This window comes from Enterobacter vonholyi (genome assembly GCF_008364555.1).
Classification (GTDB): domain Bacteria; phylum Pseudomonadota; class Gammaproteobacteria; order Enterobacterales; family Enterobacteriaceae; genus Enterobacter; species Enterobacter vonholyi.
The window spans coordinates 36585-56710 of record NZ_VTUC01000013.1 but is presented as its reverse complement, the minus strand read 5'-3'; the positions used below and the strand labels follow the sequence as shown (position 1 = coordinate 56710).

Sequence of the window (20126 nt, the reverse complement as noted above, 5' to 3'; positions counted from 1 at the left end):
ACAAAAATCAATTATGCCTGTTGAAAAATTCAACAATGGCGTTGAGCGCGACTGAGCGCATAGCGTCCTTTTCAAAAAGGATCTCATGGAACGCGCCGTTAATGACCAGCGGTTTACCCCCTTCACAAGGGTGACCGGCAGCAGCGCGCAGTTCACAATAGCGGTCATGCATGCGGTTATCCACCACACGCTCTTCTTCCGCCTGAATCAGAAGCGTCGGCGTATCATCATCACCTACGCCCGCCAGCACCTGCTCACCGGCCATAATACCCTCCCGCACCCAGTGCCAGGTCGGGCCGCCGACGCGTAAGCGTGGTTCATCGGCATAAAAGCGCAGGTTGCGGCGATAACGCTGCCGACTGTGGGTTAAGACGTTGATGGCGAACGGCAGCGCGCGCCAGCGTCCTGTACCTATGGCGTAACCTTCACGAATGCGCTGATGGCCCTCAGCCCAGTCGAGAAGATGACGCACCATCCAGTCAGGAAAACGGATAACGATACCGTACATCGGCGCGGTCAGCGCAATGGCATCGCACTGGTGTTCATAACGCTGCAAAAACAGCGTCGATATCGCGCCCCCCATGGAGTGCGCAAGGATATACCGCTTGCGCCAGGGACCAGGCTGAACGTCCTGCTGCCAGAAGGCGGCAAAATCGTCGACGTAATCGCTGAAGCGATCGACGTGCCCACGGTGCGTGTCCGGTAGCAGTCGTCCGGACAGCCCCTGTCCACGATGGTCGATAATCAGGACATCGAACCCCATATGGACCAGGTCGTAGGCCAGCTCAGCGTATTTAACGTAGCTTTCAATACGCCCAGGGCAGACCACAATCACCCGGTCATTTTTTTCATTTCGGAAACGAACGAAACGCACCGGGATGCCCCCGACGCCCGTAAACTCATCTTCCTCACGCTGCCGCCAGAAATCGGTCAGCGGCCCCATAGAGAAAGCAGCAAAAGCGTTTTCTCGTGTTTCCCAGTCCTTTTTCTGCTGAAACATTGGGTTTCCACTCACGTAATCCAGGGAATATCGTTTTTTTCGTCACCGGTCACAAAATGACTCAATAATAGCGTATTGTGGCATAAAAATAGACGGTTCGGGAGTTTCAAATGACCTTCGAGTGGTGGTTCGCCTACCTGCTGACATCCATTATCCTCAGCCTTTCTCCGGGTTCGGGTGCTATTAACACCATGACTACCTCCATCAACCACGGTTACCGCGGTGCGGTGGCGTCGATTGCCGGTTTGCAGGCCGGGCTGGGCATTCATATTGTGCTGGTTGGGATTGGTCTGGGGACACTTTTCTCCCGCTCGGTGCTGGCGTTTGAAGTGCTGAAATGGGCCGGGGCAGCCTATCTGATTTGGCTCGGCATCCAGCAGTGGCGCGCGGCAGGTTCCATCAACCTGAATACTCTCGCGCAGACGCAAAACCGCGGCCATCTGTTTAAGCGGGCGGTGTTCGTCAACCTGACCAACCCGAAGAGCATCGTTTTCCTCGCCGCGCTGTTCCCGCAGTTTATCGTTCCGCATCAGCCGCAGGTGATGCAGTACGTGGTGCTGGGCGCGACCACCATTATCGTCGATATCATCGTGATGATTGGATACGCGACGCTGGCGCAGCGAATTGCGGCGTGGATTAAAGGGCCTAAGCAGATGAAGGCCCTGAATAAAGTCTTTGGCTCGCTGTTTATGCTGGTTGGCGCGCTGCTTGCGTCAGCGCGTCATGCTTAGCGAGAAATGATGAGATGAATGCCGAAGCCGGCGAACAGCGCGCCGGCGCAGCCGTCAATCCACTTCGCGATACGCTGGTAGCCGCGGCGCATCGCCGGTAAAGCGAACAGGCTGGCCACGATAGTAAACCAGGCAAAGGTTTCAACGACGATCAGCAGGAAGATGCCCCAGCGTGCGCCCGCACCGACGCTATCGCCGACAAACAGCGAGAACACGGAGCCGAAATAGATAATCGCTTTTGGGTTCGCCAGATTAGTCAGCAACCCTTTTACAAAGCTGCGACCGCCCGTTGCCAGCTCCACCTTTGGCTCTTCCGGTTTTTTCTCTTCTTTCTTCAGCGCCCCGCGCAGCATTTGGTAGCCCATCCAGCACAGGTACAGCCCGCCGCCGACCATAATGATGTTATGCAGCCAGGCCATCTTCGCCAGGATCAGGTTCAGACCGAGCAGCGCAACGGCCGCCCAGACCATAACGCCCATGGTGATACCGAGCACGCCCATCATCGCCTCTTTTCGGGAGCGGCTGACGGCCGTTTGTGACACGAAGAAAAAGTCTGGGCCGGGGCTCATCAGCGCAACGATGTGCACTAATGCCACGGTGAGAAATAGCATTAACATAATTAGCTCGCGGGGAAATAATTTAGTGAGTCATCATCCTGGCACTTTTTCGCCCGGCTGACTACTCCTCATCGTCACCGTCGGCGTGAGAGCGGATGAGCGCCATAAACTCTTTACCGAAGCGCTCCAGCTTGCGCGTGCCGACGCCGTTGACGCTGAGCATTTCGCTGGCGCTGAGCGGCATCTGCTCGGCCATCTCAATCAGCGTCGCGTCGTTGAACACCACGTAAGGCGGGATGTTTTCCTCGTCGGCGATGGCTTTACGCAGCTTGCGCAGTTTGGCGAACAGCTTGCGGTCGTAATTTCCGCCGTAGGATTTCTGCATCACGCGCGGCTTCAGGGCGATGACGCGCGGCACGGCGAGCTTCAGTTCAACGTCACCGCGCAGCACCGGACGCGCGGCCTCCGTGAGCTGAAGCGCGGAGTGCTGAGCAATGTTCTGCGTAGCGAAGCCGAGGTGGATCAGCTGGCGAATGATGCTCACCCAGTGCTCGTGGCTCTGGTCCTTGCCAATACCGTAGACAGGCAGCTTGTCGTGGCCCATGTCGCGGATACGCTGGTTGTTGGCACCGCGCAGCACTTCCACCACGTAGCCCATCCCGAAGCGCTGGTTCACGCGGTAAATGGTTGAGAGCGCCTTACGCGCGTCCATCAGGCCATCGTACTGTTTCGGCGGATCCAGGCAGATATCGCAGTTGCCGCACGGCTCCTGTCGCCCTTCACCAAAGTAGTTGAGCAGAACCAGACGACGGCAGGTTTGCGCTTCGGCAAACGCGCCCATCGCGTTGAGCTTGTGGCGCTCGATATCCTGCAGCTGTCCCTGCGGCTTCTCTTCCAGACAGCGGCGCAGCCACGCCATATCGGCCGGATCGTAAAACAGCATCGCTTCCGCAGGCAGGCCGTCGCGCCCGGCGCGGCCGGTTTCCTGATAGTAGGATTCGATATTGCGCGGAATGTCGAAATGCACCACGAAGCGCACGTTGGGCTTGTTGATCCCCATCCCAAACGCCACCGTCGCGACCACGATCTGCAGGTCATCGCGCTGGAATTTTTCCTGCACGTCGGCACGGATATGGTTCTCTAATCCGGCGTGATAGGCGGCGGCGCTAAAGCCGCGGTTTTGCAGACGCGCGGCGGTGTCTTCCACCTTTGCGCGGCTGTTGCAGTAGATAATGCCGGACTTGCCGCGCTGCTCCTGCACGTAGCGCAGAAGCTGATCCAGCGGCTTGAATTTTTCCATCAGCATATAGCGGATGTTGGGGCGGTCGAAGCTGCTGACCTGAATATAGGGGTCGTTCAACCCGAGCAGGCGAACGATATCCAGGCGCGTAGTGTCATCCGCCGTGGCGGTAAGCGCCATAAACGGCAGCTCGGGGAAGCGCTGACGCAGCTGGCCGAGGGCGGCGTATTCCGGGCGGAAATCGTGTCCCCACTGGGAAATACAGTGCGCTTCATCCACCGCCAGCAGGACCGGGTTCCAGTGCGCCAGGTGATCGAGGAAGTTATCCAGCATCAGGCGTTCCGGCGCGATATACAGCAGGCGAATCTGCCCGGTGCGACACCCGGCCATCACCTCTTGCTGCTGCTCCCGGGTTTGGGTCGAGTTGAGACAGGCCGCCGCCACTCCGTTGGCGAGCAGCTGGTCAACCTGGTCTTTCATTAGAGAAATGAGGGGGGATACCACGACCGTCAGGCCGTTAAGCACCAGTGCGGGCACCTGATAACAGAGGGACTTGCCGCCACCGGTAGGCATCACCACAAGGCAATCACGACCTTCCAGCACCGTTTCAATGATGGTTTCCTGGCCAGGGCGGAACTGCTGGTAGCCAAAGGTTTCATGCAAAACCTGTTTAGCCAGCGACTCCTGATTCAATACTTCCGCCTGCGCCACGTTAACCCCATATGCCTGAAATGAAACAGGCGCTATTTTCAGCGCCTGAGAGAGAAACTTCAACGTTTAACGCAAAAACATTCGAACAGCCTAGAGAATATCGTTCAGCATCACGCCCACGCCGACGCGGGTCTGGTTGAAGTTGTAATCGATAAGCGACTCGCCGTAGCCGCTATAGACTTGCGTATAAAGGCGGACATGCTTGCTTACCGGATAGCTTAAGCCCACTTCCGCGCCGCCGTAGCCGGTGTTCCAGTTGTACTGACCTTTCGCACTCAGCACGGCATCACCTAACTGGTAGCCGACTTTAAGCTGGTAGTAGCCCATATATTTGGTGATGTCCGGGTTGTCATCAGTGCTGCCGACCACATACCACGGCTTCACTTCCACCATCCAGTTACCGTTCTGCGCCATCAGACGCGTATAGGCACGGTTCCAGCTACGGGATGTCGGATCGGAACGTCCGTTAGAATCATGGTTAAAGCCCACTTCCACATCGCGTAACGTCCAGCCCGCAAACTCATAATCCGTTGCGAAGCCGAGGAACAGCTGGGGCTCATAGTTGGTTTCGCGGAACGGCGAGGATTCCCCGCTGTTAGAGAGCTGCCACCAGGACTTCTGCGTATAGGAGGCACCAAACACCGAGTTCGGTCCCAGAATGCCGCGCCAGAACGGGAAAGCGAGGCTGAGCTGGAACTTCACCTCATCTTTACGCGCATTATCAGACCAGTTATAGGAGCTTATCGCCTCTTTGTTGAGATCGCTGGTCTGGGTGTAAATCACGTAGTTGGTATCATACGGATAGAGCGTGAACGGATTGTCATGCTCCTGAAGAAGATTCGCGATAATGCTACCGTGAACGGCAGGCTTATCATGCACCTCTTTGATTGTCGCTTCCTGCGCATAGGCTGTGAGGGGCAGCGAAATCGCCGCCAGTAACCAGGCCAGATACGTCCGCATCGGTGGTGTTCTCCTGCAAAAGAGTAAAATTACCTGAATAGTTATGTGGCGGACATTCTACAGACTTATGCGACAACTGCTGCATCCTCATTTCTGAAAGTGGAATTCCTTGTTGCCGAGGCATAAAATCAACATTTTATTAACAATAAGGATGTGATGCCTCATGTCAGCCATGCTTACCGCCGAAGAAGTGTTAAAACTCGTGGGCGAGATTTTTGTTTACCATATGCCGTTTAACCGCGCGCTGGGACTTGAGCTGGAGCGTTACGAGAAAGACTTTGCCCAGTTGAGTTTCAACAATCAGCCGATGATGGTGGGTAATTGGGCGCAAAGTATTTTGCACGGCGGCGTGATTGCCTCCGCGCTTGACGTGGCGGCAGGTCTGGTCTGCGTGGGCAGTACGCTGACCCGCCATGACACCATCAACGAAGACGAACTCCGCCAGCGTCTGGCGCGCATGGGTACCATTGATCTGCGGGTCGACTATCTTCGGCCGGGGCGTGGAAATCGCTTCACCTGCACGAGCAGCCTGCTGCGCGCGGGGAATAAAGTCGCCGTGGCGCGCGTTGAATTACACAACGAAGAACAGGTGTATATCGCCAGCGCAACCGCCACTTATATGGTGGGTTGAGGCGGCAAAATCGGGTAAAATTAATTCACTTTTTTGTAACGGATTTTCCCGATGGATGCTAAACAGACGCGGCAGGGCGTTTTACTCGCCCTTGCCGCTTATTTTATTTGGGGTATCGCCCCGGCGTATTTCAAGCTTATCGCCTACGTTCCGGCCGATGAGATCCTGACTCACCGCGTCATCTGGTCGTTCTTCTTTATGATTGCGCTGATGAGCCTCAGCCGTCAGTGGTCGGGCGTCAAAACGCTTCTGCAAACCCCGAAGAAGATCTTCCTGCTGGCACTCTCTGCCGTGCTGATTGGCGGCAACTGGCTGCTGTTTATCTGGGCGGTGAATAACCATCACATGCTCGAAGCGAGCCTGGGGTACTTCATTAACCCGCTGGTGAATATCGTGCTGGGGATGATTTTCCTCGGTGAGCGCTTCCGCCGGATGCAGTGGGTGGCGGTGATTCTGGCCTTCTGCGGCGTACTGGTGCAGCTCTGGACCTTCGGCTCGCTGCCGATTATTGCCCTCGGCCTGGCGTTCAGCTTTGCGTTCTACGGCCTGGTGCGTAAGAAGATTGCGGTGGAAGCGCAGACGGGGATGCTGTTTGAAACCCTGTGGCTGCTGCCCGTGGCGGCGATTTATCTTTTCGGCATCGCCGACAGCCCAATCAGCCACATGGGCAGCAACCCGTGGTCGCTGAACCTGATGCTGATGGCGGCGGGCGTGGTGACCACTATTCCACTGCTGTGCTTCACCGGTGCGGCGACGCGCCTGCGTCTCTCCACGCTGGGTTTCTTCCAGTACATTGGCCCGACGCTAATGTTCCTGCTGGCGGTGGTGTTTTACGGCGAGGTGCCGGGGGCGGATAAGATGGTGACGTTCGCCTTTATCTGGGTGGCGCTGGCGATTTTCGTCGCCGATGCGATTTATACCCAGCGCAGGGGGCGCAAAGGGCTGTAATGTTGCCCTCACCCTAACCCTCTCCCACAGGGAGAGGGAATTCGATCGTTGGGCGGGTAAGCGCAGCGCCACCCGCCAGATTTTTACAGCCAGTTCCGGCGCTTAAAGTACAGATACGGTGCCAGCCCCGCGAGGATCATAAAGATAATCGCCCCCGGGTAACCAAAGCTCCACTTCAGCTCCGGCATAAACTCGAAGTTCATCCCGTAGCTGGATGCCACCAGCGTTGGCGGCAGGAACACTACGGACACCACCGAGAAGATCTTGATGATGCGGTTCTGCTCGATGTTGATAAAGCCCATCGCCGCCTGCATCAGGAAGTTGACCTTCTGGAACAGGGATTCGTTGTGCGGCAGCAGGGATTCGATATCGCGCAGGATCTCACGCGCCTGCTCCAGCTGACCGCCCGGCAGACGCGCCTTGCGCACCAGGAAATTCAGCGCGCGCTGGGTATCCATCAGACACAAACGCACCTTCCAGCCGATATCTTCCAGCTCAGCCAGCGTGGAGAGTGCCTCGTCGTACTCATCGCCCTGATGGCCTTCCATGATCACGCGGCTCAGCTTTTCCAGATCGCTATAGATGTTTTCAATTTCGTCCGCCAGCTGTTCAATTTTGGTCTCGAACAGATCGAGCAGCAGCTCGTACGCGTTGCCGTCTACCATCGCCTGGCTACGGGCGCGCATGCGGTAGAGGCGGAATGCCGGTAGCTCACGCTCGCGCAGGGTAAACAGACGACCATCGCGAATGGTAAACGCCACGGTGGAGTTACCCGCGTGGTCTTCCGCATCTTCAAAGAAGAAGAAGGAGTGAATATGCAGACCGTCTTCGTCTTCAAAAAAACGCGCGGATGCTTCGATGTCTTCCAGTTCCGGGCGGGTTGCCAGGCTTTGCCCCAGCTCAGATTGTACGCGAAGGCGCTCATCGTCGTCCGGCTCGACCAGATCCACCCATACGGCATCAATGAGGGGCTGTGACTCTTCGGCTTCAAGCCGAGTCAGTCGGTTATTTTCGAGTTGAAATGCGCTCAACATGACCGGGACTCCCAATGCAAAAAATATCGGACAGTTCGGTGGGCACACAGAAACAAATTGGGTTTCAGACCATTAAACAGCCTGACTCAGCGCGACGGGAATAATGCAGTCGCTGACAACCACTAAGGCCATCAGCAAGAGGAGATAGCCTTAGGAGTTGTTCCTGGATGACAGGGAATTGAGCCAGTATCTACTGGGTGTGTCCAAGGCGAATGTCCTCTTAGCGTAATCGTGCGCGCATGTTACGCCAGCTATAACTGTGGCGTCAACACGCAACGGAACGCTGAAGGGCATTAATTGACCTTCAGCGTATAAGGCTAGCAGATTATTACAAAATAACGATATTTTTCTGAAAGTTAGACTGTTTCCAGCTTCGCGTAGGCGGCCACCAACCATTTGATCCCCTGCCCCTGGAACGCCACCTGCAGGCGGCTGTGCTCGCCGCTGCCTTCCAGATTCACAATGGTACCTTCGCCAAACTTCGAATGGCGCACGCGCTGGCCCAGCTTGTAGCCAGTGTCGGTTTCCGCAATCGGCGATCCCATGCGCTGATGGCTGACAGGACGACTGATGCTTGCCCGCAGACGCACCTCCTCCACGCACTCTTCCGGCAGTTCACCGATAAAGCGCGACGGACGGTGATAGACCTCTTTACCGTACAGACGGCGGGTTTCCGCATAGGTCAGCGTCAGCTTCTGCATCGCGCGCGTCACGCCCACGTAGGCCAGACGGCGTTCCTCTTCCAGACGACCGCCTTCATCCAGCGACATCTGGCTCGGGAACATCCCCTCTTCCATCCCGACGATGAACACCTGCGGGAACTCCAGTCCTTTGGCGGAGTGCAGGGTCATGAGCTGAACCGCATCCTGCCAGGTATCCGCCTGCCCTTCCCCCGCTTCCAGCGCGGCGTGGGAGAGGAACGCCTGCAGCGGCATCAGGTCTTCGTCTTCTTCGTTGTAGCTGAACTGGCGAGTTGCCGTGACCAGTTCCTCTAAGTTCTCAATACGGGTCTGGCCCTTCTCGCCTTTTTCCTGCTCGTACATGGTGCGCAGGCCGGAATCTTTAATCACCCGGTCGGTCTGCACGTGCAGCGGCATGTCGGCCGTTTCCTGCGCGAGGGCGTCAATCAGCTCAAGGAAGCGCTGCAATGCGCTGGCGGCACGTCCGGCGAGCGCTTTTTCCTGCAGCAGCTCGCGGCACGCCTGCCACAGCGTCAGCTGGCGGTCGCGCGAGGCCTGACGCACCACGTCCAGCGTGCGGTCGCCAATCCCGCGGGTTGGGGTGTTCACCACGCGTTCAAACGCCGCGTCGTCGTTACGGTTGGCAATCAGACGCAGATACGACAGCGCATCTTTGATTTCCTGACGTTCGAAGAAGCGCATGCCGCCGTAAATGCGGTACGGCATGCTCACCTGCAGCAGCGCCTCTTCCAGCACGCGCGACTGGGCGTTGCTGCGATAGAGAATGGCGCACTGCTCCAGCGCGCCGCCGTTGTCCTGCCAGGTTTTAATGCGGTTCACCACGAAGCGCGCTTCGTCGAGCTCGTTGAAGGCGCAGTAAATCGAAATCGGTTCGCCGTCGACGCCGTCGGTCCACAGCTTTTTACCCAGACGCCCGTTGTTGTTCTCAATCAGGGCGTTGGCCGCGCTCAGGATGTTGCTGGTTGAGCGGTAGTTCTGCTCCAGACGGATGGTTTCCGCGCCGGGGAAATCGTTGAGGAAGCGCTGGATGTTCTCCACCTGCGCCCCGCGCCAGCCGTAGATCGACTGGTCATCATCGCCCACGATCATCACCTTGCCGGTATCGCCGGCCAGCAGGCGGATCCACGCGTACTGGATGTTGTTGGTATCCTGGAATTCGTCCACCAGGATATTGGTGAAGCGTTCACGGTAGTGCTGCAGGATGTGCGGTTTGTTCAGCCACAGCTCGTGGGCGCGCAGCAGCAGCTCGGCGAAATCCACCAGACCGGCGCGATCGCACGCTTCCTGATAGGCCTTGTAGACGTTCTGCCAGGTCTGCTCGACCGGGTTGCCGAAGCTCTGAATGTGGTGCGGGCGCAGCCCCTCGTCTTTCTGGCCGTTGATGTACCACATCGCCTGACGCGGCGGCCACTGCTTCTCGTCGAGGTTCATCGCCTTGATCAGGCGCTTCAGCAGACGGAGCTGGTCTTCGCTGTCGAGGATCTGGAAATCCTGCGGCAGGTTGGCGTCCATGTGGTGTGCGCGCAGCAGACGGTGCGCCAGGCCGTGGAAGGTACCGACCCACATGCCGCCCTGGCTGGTGCCCATCAGCTGCGCGATGCGGTGGCGCATCTCTGCCGCCGCCTTGTTGGTAAACGTGACCGCCATGATGGAGTACGGCGAGCAGTTTTCCACGCTCTGCAGCCAGGCGATACGGTGAACCAGCACGCGCGTCTTACCACTGCCCGCTCCAGCCAGCACCAGCAGGTTGGTGCGCGAGGCGGCAACCGCGTCACGCTGTTTGTCATTAAGGCTGTCGAGCAGGTAAGAAACGTCCATTGGCACCGTCACGTCATGTCGGGCAGGCGAATAGCATTCGCCAAAACCCTGTTAATTTATACAGAACAATTGATGATTATATCAGCGTCGTGAGGGATGCCAACCGTGAAATTTCCACGTGCGGCAGAAGACGGCTATCGGAGGCGATCATCAGGTCAGCATTTTCCGGCTTGATCCAGCAGGCCTGCATCCCGCAGCGGATTGCGCCGGCCACGTCTGTGGTCAGGTCATCCCCCACGTGCAGGATCTCACCCAGCGGCAGGTTAAGCTTATCTGCCGCCAGATGGTACATGTCACTGAACGGCTTTGCGCGCCCGTGAGGACCCGCACGCAGCACGAATTCAAAGTAATCACTCAGGCCAAAAAGCTCCGGCTGGGCATTGCCGTTGGTGATGGCCACCAGCGGCCACTTTTCGGCAAGCTTCGCCAGCGTGTCGTGGGTTTCCTGCGGCACGTCGATACGGCTGCGCCATTTGGCGAAGTTTTCCATGGCCGCTTCCGCCCCAATGGCAGCATCCTGTGTGCTCAGACCCACGTTGAGCATCGCCTGCTCAACCGCGCGACGACGCCATTCGGTCACGTCGTGGTAAATGTCCGGCTCGGTCTCACGCAGGGACTGGCGCAGCTTCTGGAAGTCCTTGTTCTGTATCGCCTTCAGCGCGGGATGGTAGTTCTGCACAAACGCCAGGGACTCCTGTTCGGTGCGCAGGATCACCTCGCGGTTGTCATAAAGAGTGTCATCAAGGTCAAACGTCAGGGCTGAGATCTGACCGAGTGGGCGGTAAAAACGCATTATTTCCCCCGTTTGGCGCGTGGATGCGCCGCGTCATACACCGAGGCAAGGTGCTGGAAGTCTAGGTGGGTATAGATTTGAGTGGTCGACAGATTTGCGTGGCCAAGCAGTTCCTGCACGCCGCGCAGATCGCCGCTCGACTCAAGCATGTGTGTCGCAAAGGAGTGGCGCAGCTTGTGCGGGTGAACGTGGCTGTTCAGCCCCTGCTTAATGCCCCACTCCGCAAAGCGCTTCTGCACGTTACGCGCCGAGATCCTCTTGCCGAGCTTCGACAGGAACAGCGCATCTTCGTCGGAGCCAAACAGCCCGCGCAGGTCAAGCCAGTGCTCAATCCAGGAGACCGCATTGCGGCCAATCGGCAGGCGGCGCTCTTTGCTGCCCTTACCCATTACCCACACTTCGCCCGATTCCAGATCGAGATGCTTGAGATCAAGGTTGACGAGTTCAGACAGACGCAGCCCGGCACCATACATCACCTCCAGCATCGCGCGATCGCGCACGGCCAGCGGATCGTTCAGATCGATATCCAGCAGGCGGTTTACGTCGTCAACGTCAATATTTTTAGGCAGATGGCGCGGCGCCTTCGGCGTGGCGATCCCTTTTGCCGGGTTGGCTTTTAAGCCCCCCTGACTGACCAGCCAGTCGAAGAAGCTGCGCAGCGCAGAGAGCCTGAGCGCCAGGCTTGCCGGGCTGAGATTTTTTTTACGGCTACGCACGACAAACCCGCGTACCGTCGCAGCGTCACATTGTTGCCAGCTTTTCAGGCCGATCTCGTCGGCAATCTGCATGATGGCATCAAGCTGACGCTGATAGTTAAGCAGCGTAATGGGGCTAAGCTGACGTTCCACGCCGAGATAGCGCAGAAAGCGCGAGACGTCAGTGGCGAGCAGTCCGTCCATCATACGCGCTCAATCCAGCGCTCCAGCAGCTCAGGCAGCATCAGGGCGATCTCCTGCAGCAGGTGCGTGGCTTGCCCCTGCTCGTAGTGATGCGCGTCGCGGCTGGTAAATAATATGACGCCCAGATCGCCATCGCGCCCCATCAGCGACATCGCCACCGAGCCAATCGCTTTGGCTTCCGGTAATACCACCAGCAGCTCAGGCCCGTTAAGCGGCCCCAGATAGTGGTGATCATGCCCCAGACGCTGAATGCGCAGCGGTTCAAATGCCTGACGGCTGAGTGCCAGATGGGTAAATCCCGACGGCGCGCCGATGCGCCAGCGGTCAGGGAAAAGACGAATCGTTGCGCCCGCCAGCCCCAGCTCGCGCGCCCAGCGGTGGAAACGGCTGAGGAACTCGTCGAGACTGTGCGCCGACGCCAGACGCGCCTGCAGATGCAGCAGTCGATAGAACAGGCTTTCGTTGGTGCTGGCCTGCTCCATCAGCAGCGTCATGTTCTCTTCAAGCTGGCTGATGTGGTTGCGCGAGCGCGCCATGTGCCATTCGACCAGCGACACGGTCCCGCGAACCGGATGCGGCACACGCATCTCTTCGACCACGCGTGCATTGCGAATAAAAAACTCAGGATTGCGCAGCAGATAATCAACAACAGCCCTGTCGTCCAGTTCCGTCACTGTTTCCTGCAGTTCTTCCCCTGGTTGTTTCATAGATGGATAAACCCGTCATAGACATGTGCCGCCGGGCCAGTCATATACAGTGGATGACCCGGTCCTTTCCAGGCGATATCAAGCCGACCGCCCGGTAATTCCACGCGAACCTCTTCTGCCAGTAACCCCTGGGAGATGCCCACGGCCACCGCAGCACAGGCACCGCTTCCGCAGGCCTGAGTTTCACCCGCGCCGCGCTCGTAAACCCGCAGGCGAATGTGCTCGCGCTTCACCACCTGCATAAAACCGATGTTCGCGCGCTCCGGGAAACGTTCGTGGCTTTCCAGTACCGGGCCGAGCGTTTCGACCGCGGCAGTTTCCACATCATCAACCTGAATCACGCAGTGTGGGTTACCCATTGAGACGACGCCGCACAATACTGTCTGCTCGGCCGCACGCATAATATAGGTCTTTTCCGCTTTGTTTGCGCGAAACGGCACGACGGAGGGCTCGAAGTTAGGCTCGCCCATGTTCACGCGCACCAGCTCATCATCGGTGACGCTGAGCACCATGCGACCATTGGCCGTGCTGACGCGAATATCACGCTTGTTGGTCAGCCCTTTCAGGCGGACAAAGCGGGCGAAACAGCGCGCGCCGTTGCCGCACTGGTTAACTTCGCTGCCGTCCGCGTTAAAAATACGGTAGTGGAAATCAAGATCGGGATCGTACGGTGGCTCGACCACCAGCAGCTGATCGAACCCCACGCCCAGATGCCGATCCGCCAGGCGACGGATCAGTTCAGGCGAGAAAAACACATTCTGCGTTACCGCGTCGACGACCATAAAATCGTTGCCAAGGCCATGCATTTTAGAGAACTGCATCATTTGCTCCATTGCGCGGGTACAGAACGTTGTCGTCAGAGATTAACCTGAGTCGGGCCACCGTTGTCGCCACGGTCGTTAGTATTTGGCGTGGTAGACTCAATGCCGCTGTTAACCGGTTTCGTCGGCGGCGGTGCGGTTTTATCCGCAGGCGGAAAGTACAGTGGTCCCTTCAGTCCGCAGCCAGTCAGGCTAAACAGCGTGATGAGAACGGCAAGCGTTCGGAAAGCGTTTTTCATTATAAAGTTGCCCGTAAGTTCAAATCTGTTTCTATCATCGCAGGAGAAGACACAAAAGCAAGAGTTTGCCGCTTTCCTGCAACGGGAATTATTTAGGGTTATACTGCCGGCATCACGAAAAACAGGAACAAAACCATGAACGACAGTGAATTCCATCGCCTTGCCGACAACCTGTGGATGACCATCGAAGAGCGTCTTGACGACTGGGACGGTGACAGCGATATCGATTGTGAAATCAACGGCGGCATTCTGACCCTGAGCTTCGAAAATGGCAGCAAAATTATTATTAACCGCCAGGAGCCGCTTCACCAGGTGTGGCTGGCCGCTAAACAGGGCGGCTATCATTTCGATCTGAAAGACGGGGAATGGGTTTGCGACCGTAGCGGCGTACCGTTCTGGGATCTGCTGGAACAGGCGGCGACCGCGCAGGCGGGTGAGAACGTGAGTTTCAGGTAGTTTTCTTGCCCGGTGGCGGCTGCGCCTTACCGGGCCTACAACGGCTAGAACCGTAGGCCGGGTAAACGTAAGCGCCACCCGGCGAAAAGGCTCAGGAGAAATACTGCTGCAACAGCGGGGCGGTGTCCTGATTGGCAGGCGCTGCAGGCGTGACGGATTGGGTGCGGAACGGAATCACCTGCGTACGGCCGTCGACGTTCACAATCTGGTAGAACTGCGGCAGGTTAAAGTTGATAAAGCTTGAGCCGTAGGTAAAGCGGTCATGCGAAGAGGAGTAGAAGCGGCTGACGTCGCGCACCAGCTCCTCTTTACTGCCTTCACAATGGTGATACACCTCGGCGCGGTTAGTCTCATCCAGAATGTAGATGTTAAATCCGGCATCGTCGCCCGACTCTTCAAAGAAGAACTGAATAATCCCTTCACTTGCGAATCCGTCCACCACCTGCGGGAGCTTAACGTGGTTGGTTTCCACCTGCACCGACAGGCCATGCAGCTTGTTGTGTGAAATCGCGCCGTAAAACTCGATGGCGTTTTCCAGCTTCTGTACCGACACGTTCAGGCGCTCGAAGAACAGTCCCCAGGTCTGTCCGGAGACGCGCAGCGCTTTAAAGCGGCCTGTTTCCTGACGGGTACTGGAGAGACGCAGTTCGATACACTCAGAAACCAGCTGCTGCACGCGGGTACGAATTAAACCGCGCAGGTGCTGGCTGTAGCAGAACACCTCAACGCTGTCCGGCGGTGCGGCATCCTGGTGCATCTTGCCAAGAATCGTTTTCAGCGCTTCGATCATTGCCTGCTCGCCGTTGAAGTGCAGGGTACGCACTTCGTTCCACGAGTTGCGGTACAACAGATCGACACTGCCTACCAGGCAGTTTTGCTGCTCGCCAAAGCTGAAGACGTCCAGCTTGCGGAAGTCAAAATGAACCACCTGATTGCGGAAGGCCGCCGTCGGGTCGTATTCCAGGTTGACGATGATCGCCAGATGGCGAATCTCGCACGGGCTGTAGAGCGCTTTCGGCGTTGGGGCAGGCAGACGCAGCGGGAAGTGGTGCGACACATCCGCGACCATCTCCTGCAGCTTAGCAAGATCGACCACCTCGTTGCCTTTGATAAACAGGCGCGTGCGCGAGGTCAGCAGACCGTTAAACCAGGCCCAGGCCACCAGCTTGTTCAGGTAGCGGTTATACTCCAGCGGCTGATGGCTGATAATTGAATCCATGCTTGGCGCACGGTTGTACAGATACCACCCGGTGCGGTTCGCGCGGCCCGGCGGCACATAGATAAAGGTCAGATTCGGTTCAGACAGGTCTGGCGAGATCTGCGGGTTAACCAGGGTAACTTTACCCGGCAGAGCTTCAAACGCGGCGTAAAGCTTACGGGTCAATACCCCGATGTCCTGCGGGCTGGCAGAAACGCTGAGGTTGTTACGGCGCGCAAAGCGGATCAGGTTGCGGTAGCTTTGCATCATCGCATCGAGCAGTTCGTTGTGCGCTTCACGCACCTGATCGATTTTCCAGTTGGCCCGGTTATCGAGCATGGACAGACGCGCTTCGTCCCATCCCCACTCTTTCACTAACTGACTGACCACTTCACGACGCCACCCCACGCAGGCGCGTTCGCGGCTCAATTTCTCACAGACTTTGAGATAGAAACATCGACGCACCAGGTCAAGACGCGTGGTGTCATCAATGGCTTTCAGGTATTCGGTCACGCGCTCCAGCATCATGCAGTAGGCGTCCAGCCCGAAGGAGACGATTTCCCCATCGTGCAGACGCTGCTTGATATCTTTCGCCAGCAGGCGCGGCGTAGGGTATTCCCAGGAATAGGCTTCCAGCAGCAGCGTTTTCAGCACCGCTTTGTACGGTGAGTCGATACTCTTATAGAGCTGCCAGAGGCTTGCGCCAAAATACTCTTCTGCTGACAGAGAGCTGAGGCCGCCGAGGTCCAACCATTCGTTTGGCGTCAGTACGCCCTGCGCGTAAAGCGACATGACGTAGTCATCGTAATGCTCTTCTTCTTCGCACGGGACCATATTCCACAGAATACGCTTCCCGGCCAGACGCACAGCAGTACGGTAGAATTCATCCAGCAATAAGATGTGCTGAGTCGAGCCGCAGTCCTCACCACCCAGACTGCCGCTTTCGTTATGGCGGAAACGGTTTTCATCAATCAGGAAGAAGCTCACTTCCACGCCGAGCGAGGCCGCCCAGCTCTCCAGCAGGCTGCATTTACGCTGCAGTAGCTGACGCTCGTCGTTATCGAGCCATGACTGATGACAGACCCAGATGTCCAGGTCCGAAGAACAGCTTTGCCCTACCGATGAGGTGCTCCCCATTGAGTAAACGCCGGTAATAGGCAGTTCACCTTTTGGAGATTCCTGTGGCGGCATGCCGCGGTAAAGTTCCAGCTCGTTCAGATAATGCTGTTGGGTTTCATCAGGCGTGAAAAGGCAAATGCCCTGGGGAACGTTACCGTCAAGGTAGCCAGGCATCAGCGGATGGTGATAGTGCAATAATGTCGGCAGCAGACTGTATACCTGCTGGAAAGCAGGGCCCATGGCAGCAAGCGCGCGATCCACACGCAGTTGATTTATGGCATCCAGTCTCTGTTTCAGAGTCTCAATATAGAGGTACAAGACGTATCGCCTGATGTTTCCGGGTGTCGCAAGCTATTCAAAACACGAGTAACAGCGGACCCGCAGTATTTCAAAAAGATAACCGTTACCCTTTTTCGCCCTTATCATTTTTGGTGGTACCGACGAAAAAATGGTCTAAAACGTGATCAATTTAACACCTTGCCGGTTGACCGTAAAGAAAGATGCGCTACATACAAGTGTAGCACCGTTCTGTACGTGTAAATTCCTGAATACGGCTCTGGCTGACGAATACGCCGCCTTGTCCCTCTCACGCTCATCAACCGTAAAACTGCCATCCCAGAGTCAACAATGTTAGGATGGTTAGCGATTGATAATGACGGTAACAAGCATGTTAGACAATGTTTTGAGAATTGCCACACGCCAAAGCCCTCTCGCGCTCTGGCAGGCACATTATGTGAAGCAGCGCCTGGAAGCCTGCCACAGTGGATTGCGCGTCGAACTGGTGCCGATGGTCACACGCGGTGACGTGATCCTCGATACGCCTCTGGCGAAAGTGGGCGGCAAAGGCCTGTTTGTCAAAGAACTGGAACTGGCATTGCTTGAGAACCGCGCCGATATCGCCGTACATTCGATGAAAGACGTGCCCGTCGAGTTCCCGGAAGGGCTGGGGCTGGTGACCATCTGCGAGCGCGAAGATCCGCGCGATGCGTTTGTCTCCAACCACTACGACTCGCTCGACGCGCTGCCGGAGGGTAGCGTGGTTGGCACGTCCAGTTTACGCCGTCAATGTCAGCTGGCGGAGCGTCGTCCTGACCTGATCATCCGCTCACTGCGCGGTAACGTCGGCACGCGTCTGGGCAAGCTGGATAACGGTGATTACGATGCCATTATCCTCGCCGTTGCCGGTCTGAAGCGTCTTGGGCTGGAGGAACGTATTCGCGTGGCGCTGCCGCCAGAGCTGTCGCTGCCGGCCGTGGGCCAGGGTGCAGTCGGCATCGAGTGCCGCCTGAACGATGCGCGTACCCGCGAACTGCTCGCACCGCTGAACCATGACGAGACCGCTACCCGCGTAAAAGCGGAGCGGGCGATGAATACCCGCCTCGAAGGCGGGTGCCAGGTTCCAATTGGCAGCTATGCTGAATTGACGAATGGCGAACTGTGGCTGCGCGCGCTGGTGGGCGCCCCGGACGGTTCGCAGATGGTACGCGGCGAACGTCGCGGTAAAGCGCAAGATGCCGAGCAGCTTGGCGTGTCGCTGGCGGAAGAATTACTGGATAACGGCGCCCGCGAGATTCTGGCTGACGTTTACAACGGAGAACCCCCTGCATGAGTATTCTCGTCACCCGCCCTTCTCCCGCAGGAGAGCAGTTAGTGAGCCGTCTGCGCGCACTGGGGCAGGTGGCCTGGAGTTTTCCTCTCATTGAATTCTCCCCCGGTCGGGAGCTCTCTGCGCTCGCCGACCAGATGAATACCCTTCAGGACGGCGACCTGCTGTTTGCGCTGTCGCAACATGCCGTGGAATTTGCCCACGCTCAGCTGCAGCAGCAGGACCTGGCCTGGCCAGCCGCCCCCTGCTATTTCGCGATTGGTCGTACAACGGCCCTGGCACTGCATACCGTAAGCGGCGCGGACGTTCGTTACCCGTTAGATCGGGAAATCAGTGAAGTCTTGCTACAATTACCTGAATTACAAACTATTGCCGGAAAGCGTGCGCTCATTTTGCGCGGCAACGGTGGCCGCGAGCTGCTGGGTGAAACGCTGCGTGAACGCGGTGCGAACGTGACGTTTATTGAGTGCTACCAGCGCTGTGCAAAACACTACGATGGCGCGGAAGAGGCGATGCGCTGGCACGCGCGCGGCATTAATACGCTGGTGGTCACCAGCGGTGAAATGTTACAACAGCTTTGGTCGCTGATACCGCTTTGGTATCGCGAAAACTGGTTACTCCGCTGTCGGCTTCTGGTCGTCAGTGAGCGTCTGGCGAACCAGGCCCGGGAACTGGGCTGGCAGGATATTCGGATCGCTGATAACGCCGACAACGATGCGCTGCTGCGCGCATTACAATAACTCTCAAATGGGAAGCCATAATGACGGAACACGACAAATCCTCCGCCGTGGTTGAAGAGACCAGGGAGACTGTGGAGACGACGCCACAGCCAGAGACGACTGAGAAAACCGCTGAGAAGAAAAACAGCAGCAACAAAACGAGCCTCGCGCTGAGCGCGATTGCCATCGCCATTGCGCTGGCAGCGGGGGTTGGCCTGTACGGGCTGGTGAAACAACAGAGCGCTAACCAGACGTCCACCAGCGACGCGCTGGTGAATCAGCTCACTGCCCTGCAAAAAGAGCAGGAGACGCAGAAAACCGAGCTGGAAGCCGTGATTAAGCAGCAGGCCGCCGCGCTTGCCGAAGCGAACGGCAAACAGGAAGAGCTGACTAAACAGCTGGGTGAAGTACAGCAGAAAGTCGCCACGATTTCCGGCACCGATGCCAAAACCTGGCTGCTCTCGCAGGCTGACTTCCTGGTGAAGCTCGCCGGACGTAAGCTCTGGAGCGACCAGGACGTGACCACCGCCGCCGCACTGCTGAAAAGCGCCGATGCAAGCCTGGCCGACATGAACGATCCAAGCCTTATCACCGCTCGTCGCGCGATTACCGAAGACATCGCCAGCCTCTCCGCCGTCTCACAGGTGGATTACGATGGCATTATCCTTAAAGTGAATCAGCTTTCGAATCAGATTGATAACCTGCAGCTGGCGGATAACAACGACGACGACTCCCCGATGGATTCCGACGGTACCGAGCTTTCCAGTTCCCTGAGCGAATGGCGCATAAACCTGCAAAAAAGCTGGCAGAACTTTATGGACAGCTTTATCACGATCCGCCGTCGCGACGAAACTGCCGTACCGCTGCTCGCGCCGAACCAGGATATCTATCTGCGCGAGAACATTCGTTCCCGTCTGCTGGTGGCGGCCCAGGCCGTGCCGCGTCATCAGGAAGAGACCTATAAACAGGCGCTTGATAACGTCTCAACGTGGGTACGCGCCTACTACAACACCGATGATGCGACGACCACCGCCTTCCTCGAAGACATTGATAAGTTAAGCCAGCAGAACATCACCATGAACGTGCCGGACAAGCTGGCCAGCCAGCCGATTCTGGAGAAACTGATGCAGACGCGCGTACGCAATCTTCTGACGCAGCCGGGCGTACCTGCAGAGCAGACGAGCGGAGCGGCACCTGCTCCGGCTCCTGCGCCTGAAAGCGCACCGCAAGGAGAGTAA

The 20126-nt window shown here is 57.3% G+C and carries 20 protein-coding genes; 7 read left to right on the top strand and 13 right to left on the bottom strand.

The features are described 5' to 3' along the window. Nucleotides 1–7: 7 nt before the first annotated feature. Nucleotides 8–1000 (bottom strand): lysophospholipase L2, encoded by a 993-nt coding sequence (pldB, locus tag F0319_RS16950; RefSeq protein ID WP_149367412.1) that lies wholly within the window; start codon nucleotides 998–1000, stop codon nucleotides 8–10. Nucleotides 1001–1110: 110 nt separating this feature from the next. Here pldB and rhtB point away from each other — a divergent pair, with 110 nt between their 5' ends. Further along, nucleotides 1111–1731 (top strand): homoserine/homoserine lactone efflux protein, encoded by a 621-nt coding sequence (gene rhtB / locus F0319_RS16945; protein WP_111963537.1) that lies wholly within the window; start codon nucleotides 1111–1113, stop codon nucleotides 1729–1731. Here the strand turns inward: rhtB and rhtC are convergent. From rhtC to pldA, 3 genes are all read right to left on the bottom strand, one after another. Further along, entirely contained in the window at nucleotides 1728–2348 is a 621-nt protein-coding gene (rhtC, locus tag F0319_RS16940; protein ID WP_111963536.1) for a threonine export protein RhtC, read from the bottom strand. The genes rhtB and rhtC overlap by 4 nt on opposite strands. A gap of 61 nt (nucleotides 2349–2409) precedes the next feature. After that, entirely contained in the window at nucleotides 2410–4239 is a 1830-nt protein-coding gene (gene recQ, locus F0319_RS16935; RefSeq protein ID WP_047345452.1) for an ATP-dependent DNA helicase RecQ, read from the bottom strand. 90 nt (nucleotides 4240–4329) lie between these two features. Beyond that, the gene (gene pldA / locus F0319_RS16930) at nucleotides 4330–5199 is read right to left on the bottom strand and encodes a phospholipase A (RefSeq protein WP_045417650.1); all 870 of its coding nucleotides are present in this window, start codon (nucleotides 5197–5199) and stop codon (nucleotides 4330–4332) included. A gap of 163 nt (nucleotides 5200–5362) precedes the next feature. Here pldA and yigI point away from each other — a divergent pair, with 163 nt between their 5' ends. Beyond that, the gene (gene yigI / locus F0319_RS16925; protein WP_008501538.1) at nucleotides 5363–5830 is read left to right on the top strand and encodes an acyl-CoA thioesterase YigI; all 468 of its coding nucleotides are present in this window, start codon (nucleotides 5363–5365) and stop codon (nucleotides 5828–5830) included. A gap of 51 nt (nucleotides 5831–5881) precedes the next feature. Next, nucleotides 5882–6778, top strand: coding sequence for an EamA family transporter RarD (rarD, locus tag F0319_RS16920; RefSeq protein ID WP_149367411.1), 897 nt, complete (start codon nucleotides 5882–5884; stop codon nucleotides 6776–6778). An 83-nt stretch (nucleotides 6779–6861) separates the two neighbouring features. Here rarD and corA read toward each other — a convergent pair whose 3' ends face one another. From corA to lptM, 8 genes are all read right to left on the bottom strand, one after another. Next, nucleotides 6862–7812, bottom strand: coding sequence for a magnesium/cobalt transporter CorA (gene corA / locus F0319_RS16915; protein WP_008501540.1), 951 nt, complete (start codon nucleotides 7810–7812; stop codon nucleotides 6862–6864). Between the two features lie 150 nt (nucleotides 7813–7962). Further along, nucleotides 7963–8019 carry a YsgD/CorL family protein gene (ysgD, locus tag F0319_RS22395; protein ID WP_212743980.1) on the bottom strand — a complete coding sequence of 19 codons (57 nt, stop codon included), beginning with the start codon at nucleotides 8017–8019 and terminating at the stop codon, nucleotides 7963–7965. A gap of 149 nt (nucleotides 8020–8168) precedes the next feature. Continuing rightward, nucleotides 8169–10331 (bottom strand): DNA helicase II, encoded by a 2163-nt coding sequence (gene uvrD, locus F0319_RS16910; RefSeq protein ID WP_032646073.1) that lies wholly within the window; start codon nucleotides 10329–10331, stop codon nucleotides 8169–8171. A 76-nt stretch (nucleotides 10332–10407) separates the two neighbouring features. Then, nucleotides 10408–11124 carry a 5-amino-6-(5-phospho-D-ribitylamino)uracil phosphatase YigB gene (gene yigB, locus F0319_RS16905; RefSeq protein WP_111963534.1) on the bottom strand — a complete coding sequence of 239 codons (717 nt, stop codon included), beginning with the start codon at nucleotides 11122–11124 and terminating at the stop codon, nucleotides 10408–10410. Then, a complete protein-coding gene (gene xerC, locus F0319_RS16900) occupies nucleotides 11124–12026 on the bottom strand; it encodes a tyrosine recombinase XerC (RefSeq protein ID WP_136196061.1) in 903 nt (300 codons plus the stop codon). Before xerC ends, yigB begins: the two co-directional genes overlap by 1 nt. Next, nucleotides 12023–12730: a DUF484 domain-containing protein gene (locus F0319_RS16895; protein ID WP_111963533.1), complete on the bottom strand. Its 708-nt coding sequence runs from the start codon at nucleotides 12728–12730 to the stop codon at nucleotides 12023–12025. Before F0319_RS16895 ends, xerC begins: the two co-directional genes overlap by 4 nt. Further along, entirely contained in the window at nucleotides 12727–13551 is an 825-nt protein-coding gene (gene dapF / locus F0319_RS16890; RefSeq protein ID WP_008501545.1) for a diaminopimelate epimerase, read from the bottom strand. The genes F0319_RS16895 and dapF overlap by 4 nt, the downstream gene beginning before the upstream one ends. 35 nt (nucleotides 13552–13586) lie before the next feature. Further along, complete coding sequence (gene lptM, locus F0319_RS16885) at nucleotides 13587–13790, bottom strand: LPS translocon maturation chaperone LptM (protein WP_024907980.1); 204 nt, start codon at nucleotides 13788–13790, stop codon at nucleotides 13587–13589. A 135-nt stretch (nucleotides 13791–13925) separates the two neighbouring features. Between lptM and cyaY the strand changes: the two genes are divergently transcribed. Next, nucleotides 13926–14246: an iron donor protein CyaY gene (gene cyaY, locus F0319_RS16880; protein ID WP_111963531.1), complete on the top strand. Its 321-nt coding sequence runs from the start codon at nucleotides 13926–13928 to the stop codon at nucleotides 14244–14246. Between the two features lie 91 nt (nucleotides 14247–14337). Here the strand turns inward: cyaY and cyaA are convergent, their stop codons facing one another. Beyond that, on the bottom strand, nucleotides 14338–16881 hold the full coding sequence (gene cyaA, locus F0319_RS16875; RefSeq protein WP_149367410.1) for a class I adenylate cyclase: 2544 nt from the start codon (nucleotides 16879–16881) through the stop codon (nucleotides 14338–14340). Nucleotides 16882–17230: 349 nt separating this feature from the next. Here cyaA and hemC point away from each other — a divergent pair, with 349 nt between their 5' ends. From hemC to hemX, 3 genes are read left to right on the top strand one after another with little or no spacing between them, the layout of a single operon-like run. Further along, nucleotides 17231–18172: a hydroxymethylbilane synthase gene (gene hemC / locus F0319_RS16870; protein WP_133295323.1), complete on the top strand. Its 942-nt coding sequence runs from the start codon at nucleotides 17231–17233 to the stop codon at nucleotides 18170–18172. Further along, nucleotides 18169–18909, top strand: coding sequence for a uroporphyrinogen-III synthase (gene hemD, locus F0319_RS16865; RefSeq protein WP_149367409.1), 741 nt, complete (start codon nucleotides 18169–18171; stop codon nucleotides 18907–18909). Before hemC ends, hemD begins: the two co-directional genes overlap by 4 nt. Nucleotides 18910–18929: 20 nt before the next feature. Beyond that, nucleotides 18930–20126, top strand: coding sequence for a uroporphyrinogen-III C-methyltransferase (gene hemX, locus F0319_RS16860; RefSeq protein ID WP_149367408.1), 1197 nt, complete (start codon nucleotides 18930–18932; stop codon nucleotides 20124–20126).